Here is a 13,885-nt window from a genome sequence, read left to right as displayed (position 1 = left end):
GTGTAGTTAGGGAATCAAAACCAGCCGGATCGGATTACCTTCCTTGGCGTCCAGGGATTTCACGGCCTGCTCGGCGTCTGCGAGCGGAATCCGCGCACTGACGGACTTGGCAAAGTCCAGGCGTCCCAGCCGGGCCAGGGACACCAGCTGGGGCACATGATGGGCCTCGGATCCATAGTGCCCGCGGATCTGCTTGCGCGCGTAGGAGAACTCGGTGCTGTCGCTGATGGTCATCGGCTTGCCGCTGAGGCCCACGAGCACCAGCCGCCCGCGCAGTCCCAGGCAGTCGAGTGCCTGGGACCGGACCGCGTCGACGCCGGCGAAATCCAGCGCCGCGTCCAGCCCCCGTCCACCGGTCGCGGCCGCCATGGCCTCCGCAAAGTTCCCTGCCATTGGATCCAGGGCGTAGTCGGCGCCGAAGGCGAGGGCCCGCTCCCGGGCTTCCGGAATCGGGTCAACGGCAATAATCGGCGCGGCCCCGATGAGCCGGAGCAGCTGCACGCCGTGGGCGCCCAGCCCGCCGATACCCCAAACGCCGACGGATTCGCCGGCGCGCACATCTGCGGTGGAGGCAATGGCACCCCACGGAGTGGAGACGGCGTCCGGAATGATCGATGCCTGGTCGAACGGTATTTGGTCACCCAGCGGGACCAGCACACCGGCCGGGACTACCAAATACTCAGCCCAACCGCCGTCGTAATCCACTCCCATGGTGAGAGTCCTGCCATTGTGCTCGTAGCCCGCCTGGACCACTACGCGGTCCCCCGCCGCCACCGAGGTGACGCCGGGTCCGGCGAGATCCACCGTCCCCGCTACTTCGTGGCCAAGCGTGACTTCATCGCCCTGAAGGAATTTGGGGCGGAGCAGGCCCTGGATCAGGTGGACATCTGAAAGGCAGACGCCTGCCGCGCCCACCTTGATACGGACGAAACCGGGGCCTGGGTCCGGCACCGGAACTTCCTGCATGGAGAACTTTCCGGTTTCGACATTCAGGCGTCCGGCGATCATCATCCGGGTAGTGCCGTTAGACATTGCAAACCTCTTATAACAGTGGAAACTGCGGCTGCGGGTGCGGCCGCAGAACCCCATTATCTGCCCGGGTAACAATTGCGCCAAAAACAGCCGGCGCGTGCCGTCAGGCCTGCAGAATCACCTTGAGGGCATCGGTTTCCGCTGCCCGGGAGAAGGTGTCATAGGCGGTCATGATGTCCTGCAGGGGGTACCGGTGGCTGATGAACTGATCGGCCGGCAGCTTTCCTTCGGCGACCAGCTTCAGCAGCATGGACAGGGTATTTGTGTTGACCAGACCGGTGCTGATGCCGATGTTCCTGATCCACAGCTGGTCCAGGGCCAAGCTGACCGGTTTGCCGTGGACACCCACGTTTGCCACGTTGCCGCCCGGCCGCACGATCTGCGTGCACATGTCGAAGGTTGCGGGGATGCCGACAGCTTCCACGGCAACGTCCACGCCCAGGCCATCGGTCTGGGCCAGGATCTGTTCCTTCCAGTCCTGGTCCCCCGAATTGACGCCGTGTGTGGCGCCAAAGCGCCGCGCCTGCTGCACCCGGTTGGCGTCCAGGTCAACGGCGATGATCTTTGCCGCTCCGTAGAGTCCGGCGGTCGCAATGACAGCAAGGCCAACCGGCCCGGCGCCGACGACGGCTACGACGTCGCCCGGTTTGGTCCGGCCATACTGCACGCCGATTTCGAAGCCGGTCGGAAAAATGTCGCTGAGCAGAACACCGTGTTCCTCGGAAACACCCTCCGGCAGGAGATACATCGAAGTGTCCGCGTAGGGCACCCGGACGTACTCCGCCTGTGTGCCGTCAATGAGGTGCCCGAAAATCCAGCCAATCCCGGATTGCCCCTCATCGCCGAGGCAGTGGGAATAGAGTCCCTCCTTGCAGAACGTGCAGGAGCCATCGGCTGAAACGCAGGCGAGAATGACCTTGTCTCCGGCTTTGAAGGAATTCACCCCGGTTCCGGTTTCGGTGACGGTGCCGACGCCCTCGTGCCCTAATATCCGCCCGGGAGTGACAGCAGGAACATCACCTTTGAGGATGTGGAGGTCCGTTCCGCAGATGGTGGTTGTGTCGATCCGGACGATCGCATCACGCGGTTCCTGGATGCGCGGGTCCGGCACATCCTTCCAGGATTTCTGTCCGGGTCCTTCGTAAACGAGTGCTTTCATGGTGTCCTCGTCCGCTCGGTCTGGCCTGGGGCAGGCCCGGCTGAGCGCTGCTGCCGGCTTTCCCGGCACGTGCCGGTTTCGCCAGCCTTCCGCCGGGCTGCCCCTAACCCTAGGCCGGAGCCGCACTCCGCGGAAGGTTCAACGGCTACTCACCATCCACATACAGCCAACGGCCTGCTTCCCGGAGGAAACTGCTGCGTTCGCTCTGGACGCCGGGAGCATCATCCTCCCGGTAATGTGCGGCGAAAGCGACGACGCCGGTGGAGTCCAGGGGGCCGCCGGCCTGGGTGGACAGGATGTCCAGCCGCCGCCAGACGCGTGCCGGATCCAGGTCCAGCCGGGCGGGACGCGCACTCGGATGCCAGGTGCGGAGCAGATAGTTGCTGTCTCCGGTCACGAAGGCGGAATAGCGGGACCGCATCAGTGCTTCCGCCGTCGGGGCGGGCACACTGCCTGCGTGGAAGCGGTGGCAGCATCCGCCGTAGGTGTCCCCGCTGAGGCAGGGGCAGCGGTCGGAGGTGTTCAGCACCGGAAAAGTCATTCTACAAGTATGCGAGACTCCGGGTCCCATGCATAAACAGGGCTACGGCGGGCTGATCGGCTGGGGTGTTGTTCCACTGATGTGCCCGGGATTAACCGGGTAGCGGTCTTGGCCGGCGGCGCCCACCCGCCCCGCTGCCAGGACGACGGCGACGGTCAGCACCGTCATGGCGAGGACAGCAAGCAGCGCCCGGCCGGTAATCACCGCACGGCTGGGAGCCACGCGGACGGACCCCGCGTAGCCCTGGACGGCACTGCGTGACCCGCTGATCCGCCGTGATCCGCTGCTTCGGCGTGACCCGCCGGTCCGCCACCGCCCGCCGTTCCGCCGCCCAACGGGCGCGGAAACCGGCAACAGGCCAATCGAGGGGGGTGTCGGCGGGGCTGCGGGCGTGTGGACATCCGGATGGCCGGGCCCATCACCGCCCGATAGATAAGCGGCTGCCGCCTGTTCCACAGCGGGGACAGGCGCCGCGGGTACTGGAAAGTCCGCCGCTTCCTGATCCGGCTCCGGGCCCGCTGTTCCCGTGCCACCGGTTCCGGCTGTCCCTCCCGTTCCACTCATTCCCGCTGTTCCGGCGACCGCCCCGGACACAATCGATGCTGCGGCGTCCTGTGCCGGCCCGGGAACTCCGGCATCATCTGCAGGCCGGAACGCAGCGGACGCGCCCGCCCAGCGGAAATCCAGCAGGGACGCAGATACTTCTCCTGCCGTGGGCCTGTCCTCCGGGGTCCGTGCCGTCATGGCACTCAGCAGCGACCGCCACATCGGCCCCAGGGTTGCTGGTATCTCCGGGTCACGGCTCAACCTCGCGACGGCGGCCTCCACGGCACTGCCCCCGAATTCGATCCGGCCCGTGACGCTCTCCAGCAGGACCAGCCCGAGCGAATAGATATCTGACGACGCACAGGCGGAACTGCCGGACGCCTGCTCGGGGCTCAGATAGTTGGCGGTTCCCAGGGTCGCGCCGGTTGCCGTGATGCGGGCACCATCCACCATCCGCGCTATACCGAAATCGGTGAGCTTGGCCCGCGGGGCAGTTCCCGCGATTGCCGGCGGCAGCAGGATATTGGCCGGCTTCACGTCCCGGTGTACAACACCACGGGCATGGATATAGGCCAGCGCTCCGGCAAGTTCGGCTCCGATATACGCGACGTCGGCAGCCGGCACGGGTTTGTCCCGCAGCCGTTTCCGAAGGTCCGGACCATCAATGAGTTCCATGACCAGGAAGGCACGCGGTTCGCCGGCGGCGCCGTCGTCGCGGCCGGCATCATCCTTGCCGGCATCAAACAGGGTGACCAGCCCGGGGTGGGTGAGGGAGGCCAGCAGGTGCATTTCCGTGTCCTGGCGCTCGACGTCGTCGGGATCCACAGCACTGGCTCGGAAGAGCTTCACCGCAATATCGCGGCCGAGAGCTTCATCCTGTCCTCGATAGACGGTGGCCATGCCACCGTGGCCTATGGGTTCGGTGAGTCGGTAACGGCCCGCAATCAGACGATTCAGGCCACCCGCTGCGCTGATTTCCATGCTGCAACCTTCTCTCGCCACTTAAGAGTAACGGGTGGTTTGCAGCACGTAGATGGGGTCCGGGTACTTATTTTCGAACCGGGTTTTTCCCTCGTGGAAGTGCGTCGAATACGCTAAACTGCCCTGCCGCGTTTGACCCCGGCAGGGCAGTTGGACAGTCGTCCCCCGCCCGGCCTGCGGCCGGACGGGGGAAGGGTGTTTTTAGCCGCCGAAGACCGGGGCCAGCGCCTTCCAGGCCTGCTGCAGTCCCAGGATGATGAACAGCAGGGCGGTGATTCCCAGCGCGATGTTTGTGTGCAGGCGGTTGGCGTAGGCCTTCGGAATCCGCTTGCCGTTGAGCAGGCCCAGCAGGGTCAGGGCAAGGAACGGCATAAACAGCGAACCAAGGACACCGTAGGCCAGGATCAGGCCGATCGGCTGGCCCAGCGCGAACAGGATCATCGGCGGGAAGGTCAGCCAGAGGACGTAGAACTTGAAGTACTTGCCGCCGACCCGGGTGTCCGGGTGCCCGGATTCCTTGCCGCGCATGTTGCCCCAGAAATCGGCGAACATCAGCGAGACGCCGTTCCACACACCGATGATCGAGGAGAAGGAGGCAGCCCAGAAGCCCACGAGGAAGCCGGTGCCGACGAAGTCTCCGTACTCCACCTTCAGCACGTCATAGAGGTCCAGCAGGCCCTCATCGCCGGCGCTGAGCGAGATGCCGGCGGTCCGGACCACCTCGGCCCCGACGATCAGCATGGCCACCACAAAGATGCCGGTCATGACGTAGGCCATGGAGTTGTCGATCCGCATGACCTTCATCCACTTGGGCGTGTACCAGCCCTTTTCGCGGAGCCAGTAACCGTAAGCAGCGAGCGTGATCGTGCCGCCCACACCGCCGGCAAGCGCCAGGGTGTAAACGACGCCGCCTTCCGGAATGACCGGGACGAGGCCCTTGAACATTTCCGGGATGTTCGGCACAGCGATGATGGCCAGGCCCACGACGGAAACGAACATCAGGCCCACCAGAACGGCGGTGATCTTCTCAAAGGTGGCGTACTTGCCGAACCAGACCATGACGAAACCGGCCAGTCCCATGCAGATGGCCCAGGCCCAGAGCGGGAGGACAGGGAACACCGCGGCAAGCGGGAGGGCCGCGGAGGACATCGCCGTCGCTCCGTAGACGAAGCCCCAGATCATGATGTAGGGGCCGAAGTACCAGGTGGTCCAGCGTCCGAGGGAACGCCAGCCTTCGAAGATGGTTTTTCCGGTGGCCAGCGTGAAGCGGCCGGCGCCTTCGACCAGGATGATCTTCAGGATCACACCGAGGATGACAGCCCACAGCAGCCCGTAGCCGTACCGGGACCCGGCGACCAGGGTCGCGACCATGTCAGCCGCGCCGACACCGGTTGCCGCGACCACCAGCCCGGGGCCGACTATCTTCCATTTGGCGGGTGCGCCGCCGTCGTCATCGACGCGCTCGGAGTGCGGGACGGCACCCGCGCGGGCGTTGTTCTCAGCCATCGGCCTGGGATTCCTATCGTGCGGGAGGCCACGGCGGGACAGCAGCCGCGGCAATGTGCCGGGGCTCACCCGGGACAATGAATTCTCTCACACCCCTTGTGCCGCACCGAATTTTCTGAACGGGCTCACCGCAGGTGCACCATAGGCCTCATAGGCCCCGGTTTCGTGCGTCACGACGGTCAGGCCTGCCTCTATGGCAGTGGCCGCGATGAGGGAGCGGAACGCCTCCCGCGCGTCGCCGGTCTCCGCCGCCGGGACGGAGGGCAGCGACCGCCACGCCACCGCCACGTGGTGGCTGACCGGCAGGATGTTCCCGGAAAACCGGTTGATGAACTCCTCGAGCCATCCGTCGGGGCTTTCCTGCGCGTCCAGCTCCGCAAGGGTGAGGGCGGAGACAAATATGCGCAGATGGCTCCGGCTGCGCAGAAAGGCCACGACGCCGGGATCCGGGGCCGCGCCGCGCACCTCCGCGACGACCGGCGTATCGAGGAGCAGCCCTGCCGGAGCGCTCATACTGCGGCAGCCGGGTCGCCGAGCAGGAAGCTGATAAAGGCTTCCCGCCCGCTGACCACGGCTTCATACTCCTGGAGGCTGACTGCGTGAAGGGAGGGTCGTGCGGGAACAAATGTGTCCATGGGTGCGGCGCCGTGCGCCGGTCCTTTCGGCGTGCTCTTGCCTGGCACCGGTTGCCCCTTGGGGCGAGTGCAGGCCGCTTCTTCATCCGAACCACCCAACGAGCGTGGGGTTGGTATGCGGCCAAGTCGGAGCTTGGCGGCCGCAGTTCTTGAAGCTGTTGGAAGTATAGCCTTACGCCGGACCCAATGTGTGTTCTGTTACAGCCCGCGTCATCTGCGCCGGAGCCCACGCAGGGCTAGCCCGGATACGTCCCGTTGTACTGCTGCGGAATCCACTCCATGAAGATGCCCGCTGTGACCGGGCCGATGCCCTTGAATTCTTCCAGGCGCCGCTTCAGCTCCTCGGCGGAGCCGGCGCCTTTGACCATCTGCTCCAGTGACCCGTAGCGCTGAATGACTCCGGCCATCACGGTGTGCAGTTCGTCGTCCTCTTTCCAGCGGTAATGCACGTAGCCGCCTTCGGTCAGGAGCTCCATCAGGCGTTCCCGGCTGACGGAGGCGAAGCTCTCTGGACTCGTCAGCCCGTTGTCCATCAGCACGTGCCAGGTGCTGGCAGCGAGGTCCTGCTGAATGCGCTTGCCGAACAGCAGGCTGGCCAGGAACCAGCGGTACAGCTGGCTGGGGTCGCCGCCGGCGAGGTCGATGCCCAGGTCGGCAGGAGTCATTTTCCGCTCGTTTGTCGCCATGGATGCCAACGTACGCGCGGCTGGAGGGCTTTGGAAGGTATCCCGTCCCGCCCAGGAAACACCGCCGGCGAAACGGCCGCAGGTTCGGCAGAGCTGTTTAAACAACAGATGCAGGACGGAAATCCGTCCTGCATCTGCGTCCAGCTGGCCCGTGAAAGGGGCCGGAAGTCTTAGTTAGACAGCCTGGATGTTTACCGCCTGGGGGCCCTTGGGTCCCTGTTCGGTATCGAAGCTAACCTTCTGGTTCTCTTCGAGGGAGCGGTAGCCGCTCGCATTGATGGCGGAGTAGTGGGCGAAAACATCGGCGCTGCCGTCGTCGGGCTCGATGAAGCCGAAGCCCTTTTCAGAGTTGAACCATTTCACGGTGCCAGTTGCCATTTTTAATCATCCTTCTGAGGCGAAACATCCCCGACCGTCGGGGAGCTTCCAGTTGCTGTGCCGTCTACGGCGTTCTACAAAAAAAGCGGCTTTGCCCTGGATCTGGGTTTCGGCCGCTTGGATACAAAATGCTCAACACAACAACTGCGGCTAGTATACACAGCGGCCAGGGCAGCGTCACGGGTCTTTTGACTCCCCTAGGCTGGAAAGATGGACTCCCCGATCGAGCACTACCTGCAGCGCATCCACGCCGAGATTTCCGACCTTAAGGACGGAAAACCCTACAGCTCCATTCCGGCCATGGCGAACGTTGATCCGGACCGTTTCGGAATCGTCCTCGCCACCGCCGACGGCTACGTATACGAGGTGGGTGACACCCGCGAGGAATTCAGCATCCAGTCGATCTCCAAGCCGTTCACTTACGGGCTGGCGCTGGCCGACCGCGGGATGGATGACGTCGATGCCAAAGTCGACGTCGAGCCCTCCGGAGATTCCTTCAACGAAATCTCCCTCGCCGAAGGGACGGGACGGCCAGCCAACGCGATGATCAATGCGGGTGCGCTGACGGCCACTTCCCTGGTGCGCGGTTCCGGCGGCAACTCCCGTTTCAAGCGGATCCTGAATACCTATTCGGCGTTCGCGGGCCGCCAGCTATCCGTCAGCGAACGCATCTACCAGTCCGAGTTGAAACACGGACACCGCAACCACGCCCTGGCCTACCTGCTGCGCAGCTTCGGCATCATCGAATCCGACCCGACGCCGGTGATCGAGGACTACTTCCGGCAGTGCTCCGTTATGGTGACTGCCCTCGACCTGGCGATGATGGCTGCAACGCTGGCCAACAGCGGCCGCAATCCCCTGAGCAATGAGCAGGTGCTGGACATCGCTTCGGTGGAACGTGTGCTCTCGGTTATGGCGACCTGCGGCATGTACGACGATGCCGGCGCGTGGATGAGCAGCGTCGGGATGCCCGCTAAGTCCGGTGTGGGCGGCGGAACGATCGCAGTGCTGCCCGGCCAGATCGGGCTGGCTGTTTATTCTCCGCCGCTGGATGCCCATGGGAGCAGCGTCCGCGGGGTCGCGGTCAGCCAGCGGCTGTCCCACGACCTGGAACTGCACTTTGTCCGGGCCGGACGGACCGGACGGTCAGCGCTCCGGGCTGCCTATGACATCGGAACCACGCCGTCCGGCATCCGCCGAAGCGAGGAAGCCGCCGCCGTGCTCCGCGCCAACGCGCACCGCGCGCACGTCCTCGAACTAAATGGGGATCTGCTTTTTGCCGGGGCCGAGGCGATGGTCCGCGAGCTCTCCTCGCTTCATGACGACGTCGAACTGGTGGTCCTGGACCTGCGGAGCGTGGACGAAGTCTCCGGCGTAGCCCTTCGGATGTTCGGTGAGGCGGCGCAGATGCTGAAGGACTCCGGCCGGCAGCTGGCCCTGGTGGATACCGCCGGCACCGTCTCCGCCGATCTGACACAGCACGGCCACCCCGTGCCCGCGTTTACCACCCGCTCGGCTGCAGTGGAATGGTGCGAAGACGAGCTGCTGGGGCGCTACGGCGCGGATCTGGTCCAGCCGGAGCGGATCCTCCCCGCGGACTCCCCTGCCCTGGCCCCGCTGGGGCAGGAGGCCGCCGGGGATCTGGCCGGACGGATGGAGGAACTCTCCTACGCCGACGGTGATGTGATCCGGCGCATCGGACAACGGTTCAGCGGCGTGTACTTTATTTCCTCCGGGTATGTGCAGACTCTGATGCCCGGGCCTGACGGGCACCGGGTGAAGCTGAACCGGCTGGGCGCCGGCATGACCTTCGGCGAAATGGCGCTCGGCGACGACAAGCGCCAGGAAACCACGGTCAAGGCCGACGGCGAGGTCCAGGTATGGCGGCTCCCGGCCGAGGAGATCGCCCGGATGGAGGCGGACGAACCGAGGTTGGCCATGCAGTTCTGGCGGGCCCTGACCCAGGACGCCTACACACGGGTGGAGCAGTACCTGCGTGAAACGGCAGTGCGGGTGCAGGACTAGCGGTTAAACAAGAAGAGCAGGACGGGCAACCGTCCTGCTCTTCTTTTTAGATACCTGCCTTTACGGCGGTGTCTAGGCTTCTGGAATTAGAGGCCCTGGATGTTCGTGGCCTGCGGACCCTTGGGGCCCTGCTCGGTGTCGAAGGAGACCTTCTGGTTCTCTTCGAGGGACTTGTAGCCGCTGGAGTTGATAGCGGAGTAGTGAGCGAAGACGTCGGCGCTGCCGTCGTCCGGCTCAATGAAGCCGAAGCCCTTTTCGGAGTTGAACCACTTCACGGTACCTGTAGCCATTTTTAATACTTCTTTCTGCTCGAAACCGCTCCGACTTTCGGGGGTTTCAGTCGCGGTGTCCGTTTTTACCGCTTCTACAGAAAAAGCGGCTAGCCCGTATGGGTTTCGCCGCTTGAAATACAAAACGCGCAACACAACAACTGAAAATGACTATACACGAGTTTTCCCGAGAGTGCTACATCCCTCCGCCAACAGGGTGCCTGGACCTCACTCCGGCTCCAGGAGTTCCGCCGGAATCCGGCCCCGGTCGGCGATCCGGCGAAGCAGGACCCGGTCGATCGGAAGCCCCCGCCGGAGCACACTGACATCCCCGGTTGGTTCCAGGATCACCAGGGCGATTTCAGAGAAGTTCCTGATCCCTGCCTGCCGCAGTTTGAAGTACAGCTCGTCTTCCTGAATCCGGGCCCGCTTCAGCCCCTGGGCCAGGACCTGTTCTCCGGCCATCAGCAGAATTGGCCTGCTGCTTAGGTACGTTCCGTGCCTGGTCTGCCGCAGGTAGGCTTCCAGCCGCAGCATCCCGAACATCGTGGCCAGCCCGATGATGCCTGCCGCCAGCGTTGGGGTGTAGCCGAGCACCACCCGGCCCAGGACAGAACCCAGGGCAATGACTATCGCCTTGTCCATAGTCGACCAGCTGGCCAGCGCGCGCTGGCCAAAACCCCGGACCAGCAGGAAAAAGGCGAGATAGATGCCCAGGGCCGAAATAACGACCCAGAGCGCTTCAAGAGGCGAAATTCCAAGGCTGTGCCACACGGTGGTCTCCTAACGGGTGCGCCTGGTCCCCCGTCAGCCCAGACTAGCCCGCCGCCCTTATCCCGGTCAGCGCTTCCGCCCGCATTCCCGCCTCAGGTTCCAGGTCAGGTTCAGGTCCCGGGTCAGGCTCAGGCTCAGGCTCAGGCGAAAACCGATTCCCCGGCCCAGGGACGGATCAGCTCCCGCTGTTCCGCACTCACCCTCAGCAGGCGGCCGGATGCGCCATCGACAAAAGCCAGGACGGTCTCCGCCTTGACGCACGGCGCTCCGGTCACCGGATCGGACACCAGATAGGAGATGCCCAGGCTCGCTGCTTTCACCGAGCTGATCCAGATATCGACGTCCGCCGGGATGTTGCGGTACTCCAGCGGAGCCAGGTACTTCACCCGATGCTCGGAAATCAGGGACTGTGTGTTCGCCGGGACCGAGTTGAAGAGTGCGATGGGCGGTTCCGTGCCCGGTGCCCCGGTGCCGCCGGGCGGACCGAAGGCCAGGATGCGGGCTTCTTCCAGCATGCGGAGGATCTCCACGTTGTTGATGTGGCCGTAGGCGTCCATGTCCGACCACCGCATGGGCACGTTCACACGGATGACATGGGAAGAATTCGTCATGAATCCGATTTTGGCACAGGGCTGCATTGCACCCCTGCTGCGGCTGCCGGCGTTACGCCCGGAGCAGCCCCTGCGGCTGCCCCGGGATCCGCGGCTACGCTCCGGCGGGCTGCATCACCTGGGCCAGGAGGGTGAAGGACCGCAGCCGCTGCTCCAGCGTGGCAGCGTGCGTGGCGACGATCAGCTCGTCCGCCTGGGCATGCTCAGCGAACCAGTCCAGGTACTCCCGTACCTGGGCGGTGGTTCCCACACCGGAGTAGTGGCCCATCATCTTGATGTGCTGGCCGGCGGGTGACTCGAGCACCAGGTCCGCTTCTTCGTCCGTGTAGGTCCGGTCCTTGCCCAGCAGCTGGGTGACCCGGCGGCGCTGGGACTGCGTAAAGATGGCCTGGGCTTCTTCGGTGGTGTTGGCGGCGAGCACATTCACGCCGGCAATGACATACGGCTCCGCGAGCTGCGCGGAGGGCTGGAACTCCCGGCGGTACAGGGCGACGGCGTCCTGCAGGGCCTGCGGGGCGAAATGCGAGGCGAAGGAGTACGGCAGGCCCAGTGCAGCGGCCAGGCGGGCACCGAACAAGGAGGAGCCCAGAATGTAGAGCGGGACGTTGGTCCCCTTGCCGGGGATTGCGTCGATGCCCGGGATCAGGCTGTTGCCGGTCAGGTACCCCTGCAGCTCCTGGACGTCCCGCGGGAAGCTGTCAGCGGACATCGGGTCCCGCCGCAGCGCCCGCATGGTCTTCTGGTCGCTGCCCGGTGCCCGGCCGAGACCCAGGTCGATACGTCCGGGGTAGAGGGATTCCAGGGTGCCGAACTGCTCAGCGATGGTCAGCGGAGCGTGGTTCGGCAGCATGATGCCGCCGGCGCCGAGCCGGATCGAGGAGGTATGGGCACCGATGTAGGAGATGAGCACGCTGGTGGCGGACGATGCGATGGTCGGCATGTTGTGGTGCTCGGCATACCAGATCCGCCGGTAGCCCAGCTTCTCTGCGTGCTGTGCCAGGGCCAGGCTGTCCCGGAAGGAATCCGTTGCGGTTCCGCCCTCTTCAATGGATGCGAAGTCGAGGATGGAGAGCGGGTACGGCATGGAATGCTGGCCTTTCGTTGCGGGGTTTGTCCTGTCCCTTCGCTGCAGCGCCGCTGTGGGCAGGCGGTGCAGGACGGGACTCTTGGTTCAACCGCAAAGATGTCCGGCTTATTTCAACCGGGTTCCTTCCCCGGCCGGCGGCAGGTCACCGGTGGCGCGCCAGGAAGTTCGAAAGCCGGTGGAAGGACTGGCTCCAGCCGGTTTCATGGCTGTCGCGGTCCTCGGCTTTCGGAAACGGCCCCTGCCGGAAAGTCATCTGTGTTCCGCCGTTGTGCGGTTCCAGGTCCACCGTGATCAGGGTGAGGTTGCTGGCCGGGGTGCCGTCCGGCCCTTCCCACTGCTGGGTCATCGACAGATGGTCCGGCGGGTCCAGGCGTTCGAGTGTGCCGCCCCACCACAGCTCGTCGCCGGTGATGGTGTTGACCATGCAGGCCTTGTATTTTCCGCCCTCCCGGTCATCCACACTGACCCGGTCTGCCGGGACGATGAAGCCTTCGGGCCCCCACCAGTCGGTGGCGTGGGCCAGGTCTGCCCAGGCGTTATAAACGGCCTCCGGCTGGGCAGCGAAGCTCCGCACCATTTCCAGGTAGATTCCCCGGCGGGAACCGGATTCTGCTGGCTGTGCCATGGTGTGCCCTTCCTCGAGGAACCGCAGTGGTCCCTTTAAGTGTGCGTCCGTCGGCGGCAGCAGGCACGGCGCTCCACCGGTTTTCAGCCCGTGGGCGGGCCGGATCCGGGAATGGCAGGGTTCCGGCCGGGATGCCTCTGCTTACTTCACTAACGACGGCGACGGCGCCGCGGTGCATAACGCGCGGCGCCTTCGGGAACTGCTGGCCGGGACGGACTAATTTTGGATCAGCGGGCGGCGAGCATTTTCGCCCGCCGGTGCGAGAGGACCTGTCCGCCGATGACCACCAGCAGGGCGAGGATGAACATGGCCGAGCCGATCACATTGGCCTGCGCCGGGATTCCGCGGGTTGCGGCGACGTAGATGAACTTCGGGAACGTATCAACGTTGCCGGAGTTGAAGTTGGTGATGATGAAGTCGTCGAAGCTCATGGCGAAGGCCAGCAGCGCGGCCGCGACGATTCCGGGCAGCAGCAGCGGGAAGGTGACCCTCCAGAAGGCCTGGACCGGGGAGGCATACAGGTCTCCGGCGGCCTCCTCGAGTTTCGGATCCAGGCTCGCCACCCGGGCCTTGACCGTCACCACCACGAAGGAGATGCAGAACATGGTGTGGGCGATGATCACGGTGCCCATGCCCAGTTCGGCGCCAAGGTTGAGGAACTGTGCCAGCAGGGAAGCACCCAGGACCACTTCCGGTGTGGCCAGCGGCAGGAAGATGAGCATGTTCGCCGTCGCATTGAACTTGAACCGGTAGCGCACCAGCCCAATGGCGATGGCCGTGCCAAGCGTAGTGGCCAGGACCGTGGCTATGAACCCGATTTGGAGGCTGTTGCCCAGTGCCTGGCACACATCCGGTGCGCCGCAGGGGTTTTTCCAGTTCTCCAGCGTGAAGCCCCGCCAGGTCAGGTTGGTGCGGCCGGCGTCGTTAAAGGAGAAGGCGAACACGTAGGCGATCGGAACCAGCAGGAACAGGAACGCCAGTCCCCCGAATACCGGCACCAGCCAGCGGCCTATTTTCTGTTTCATGGCTT

The 13,885-nt window shown here is 64.7% G+C and carries 17 protein-coding genes and 1 riboswitch; of the genes, 2 read left to right on the top strand and 15 right to left on the bottom strand.

Annotated elements, in window-relative coordinates:
* Positions 1–6: 6 nt before the first annotated feature.
* The 9 genes from AL3_RS07140 to AL3_RS07105 all read right to left on the bottom strand — a co-directional run bounded on the left by AL3_RS07140 (position 7) and on the right by AL3_RS07105 (position 7,464).
* Positions 7–1,032: a zinc-binding dehydrogenase gene (locus AL3_RS07140; RefSeq protein ID WP_246168659.1), complete on the bottom strand. Its 1,026-nt coding sequence runs from the start codon at positions 1,030–1,032 to the stop codon at positions 7–9.
* A gap of 103 nt (positions 1,033–1,135) precedes the next feature.
* Positions 1,136–2,191, bottom strand: coding sequence for a zinc-dependent alcohol dehydrogenase family protein (locus tag AL3_RS07135; RefSeq protein ID WP_066298634.1), 1,056 nt, complete (start codon positions 2,189–2,191; stop codon positions 1,136–1,138).
* Between the two features lie 145 nt (positions 2,192–2,336).
* On the bottom strand, positions 2,337–2,732 hold the full coding sequence (locus AL3_RS07130; RefSeq protein WP_066298628.1) for a YchJ family protein: 396 nt from the start codon (positions 2,730–2,732) through the stop codon (positions 2,337–2,339).
* A gap of 42 nt (positions 2,733–2,774) precedes the next feature.
* Positions 2,775–4,259, bottom strand: coding sequence for a serine/threonine-protein kinase (locus AL3_RS18785; protein WP_066298626.1), 1,485 nt, complete (start codon positions 4,257–4,259; stop codon positions 2,775–2,777).
* 201 nt (positions 4,260–4,460) lie between these two features.
* Positions 4,461–5,765 (bottom strand): Nramp family divalent metal transporter, encoded by a 1,305-nt coding sequence (locus AL3_RS07120; protein ID WP_066298623.1) that lies wholly within the window; start codon positions 5,763–5,765, stop codon positions 4,461–4,463.
* A gap of 87 nt (positions 5,766–5,852) precedes the next feature.
* Positions 5,853–6,278 carry a PIN domain-containing protein gene (locus AL3_RS07115; protein ID WP_066298622.1) on the bottom strand — a complete coding sequence of 142 codons (426 nt, stop codon included), beginning with the start codon at positions 6,276–6,278 and terminating at the stop codon, positions 5,853–5,855.
* The gene (locus AL3_RS18910; protein WP_255220890.1) at positions 6,275–6,400 is read right to left on the bottom strand and encodes a hypothetical protein; all 126 of its coding nucleotides are present in this window, start codon (positions 6,398–6,400) and stop codon (positions 6,275–6,277) included. Before AL3_RS18910 ends, AL3_RS07115 begins: the two co-directional genes overlap by 4 nt.
* A gap of 28 nt (positions 6,401–6,428) precedes the next feature.
* Positions 6,429–6,555, bottom strand: a riboswitch (SAM riboswitch).
* Between the two features lie 81 nt (positions 6,556–6,636).
* On the bottom strand, positions 6,637–7,065 hold the full coding sequence (locus AL3_RS07110; RefSeq protein ID WP_066298621.1) for an HhH-GDP family DNA glycosylase: 429 nt from the start codon (positions 7,063–7,065) through the stop codon (positions 6,637–6,639).
* A gap of 195 nt (positions 7,066–7,260) precedes the next feature.
* Positions 7,261–7,464, bottom strand: a complete 204-nt coding sequence (locus AL3_RS07105) for a cold-shock protein (RefSeq protein WP_066298618.1) — start codon at positions 7,462–7,464, stop codon at positions 7,261–7,263.
* Positions 7,465–7,674: 210 nt separating this feature from the next.
* On the opposite strand from AL3_RS07105, the gene glsA reads away from it, so the two are divergent.
* On the top strand, positions 7,675–9,489 hold the full coding sequence (gene glsA, locus AL3_RS07100) for a glutaminase A (protein ID WP_066298615.1): 1,815 nt from the start codon (positions 7,675–7,677) through the stop codon (positions 9,487–9,489).
* An 86-nt stretch (positions 9,490–9,575) separates the two neighbouring features.
* Here the strand turns inward: glsA and AL3_RS07095 are convergent, their stop codons facing one another.
* The 5 genes from AL3_RS07095 to AL3_RS07075 form a co-directional block, all read right to left on the bottom strand.
* Complete coding sequence (locus tag AL3_RS07095; RefSeq protein WP_055240158.1) at positions 9,576–9,779, bottom strand: cold-shock protein; 204 nt, start codon at positions 9,777–9,779, stop codon at positions 9,576–9,578.
* A gap of 207 nt (positions 9,780–9,986) precedes the next feature.
* Positions 9,987–10,532 (bottom strand): DUF421 domain-containing protein, encoded by a 546-nt coding sequence (locus AL3_RS07090; protein ID WP_066298613.1) that lies wholly within the window; start codon positions 10,530–10,532, stop codon positions 9,987–9,989.
* 140 nt (positions 10,533–10,672) lie between these two features.
* A complete protein-coding gene (locus AL3_RS07085) occupies positions 10,673–11,143 on the bottom strand; it encodes an acyl-CoA thioesterase (RefSeq protein WP_246168657.1) in 471 nt (156 codons plus the stop codon).
* A gap of 94 nt (positions 11,144–11,237) precedes the next feature.
* Complete coding sequence (locus AL3_RS07080; RefSeq protein WP_066298612.1) at positions 11,238–12,227, bottom strand: LLM class flavin-dependent oxidoreductase; 990 nt, start codon at positions 12,225–12,227, stop codon at positions 11,238–11,240.
* Positions 12,228–12,372: 145 nt separating this feature from the next.
* Positions 12,373–12,855, bottom strand: a complete 483-nt coding sequence (locus tag AL3_RS07075; protein ID WP_066298611.1) for an SRPBCC family protein — start codon at positions 12,853–12,855, stop codon at positions 12,373–12,375.
* Here AL3_RS07075 and AL3_RS19100 point away from each other — a divergent pair.
* A complete protein-coding gene (locus AL3_RS19100; RefSeq protein ID WP_083521535.1) occupies positions 12,854–13,075 on the top strand; it encodes a DUF72 domain-containing protein in 222 nt (73 codons plus the stop codon). The two genes, AL3_RS07075 and AL3_RS19100, sit on opposite strands and share 2 nt — an antisense overlap.
* A 7-nt stretch (positions 13,076–13,082) precedes the next feature.
* Here the strand turns inward: AL3_RS19100 and AL3_RS07070 are convergent, their stop codons facing one another.
* On the bottom strand, positions 13,083–13,880 hold the full coding sequence (locus tag AL3_RS07070) for an ABC transporter permease (protein ID WP_066298609.1): 798 nt from the start codon (positions 13,878–13,880) through the stop codon (positions 13,083–13,085).
* Positions 13,881–13,885 lie beyond the last annotated feature (5 nt).

Source organism: Arthrobacter luteolus NBRC 107841, assembly GCF_001552075.1.
In the GTDB taxonomy this organism is placed as follows: domain Bacteria; phylum Actinomycetota; class Actinomycetes; order Actinomycetales; family Micrococcaceae; genus Arthrobacter_B; species Arthrobacter_B luteolus.
This window is presented reverse-complemented; position numbering and strand designations above follow the sequence as displayed.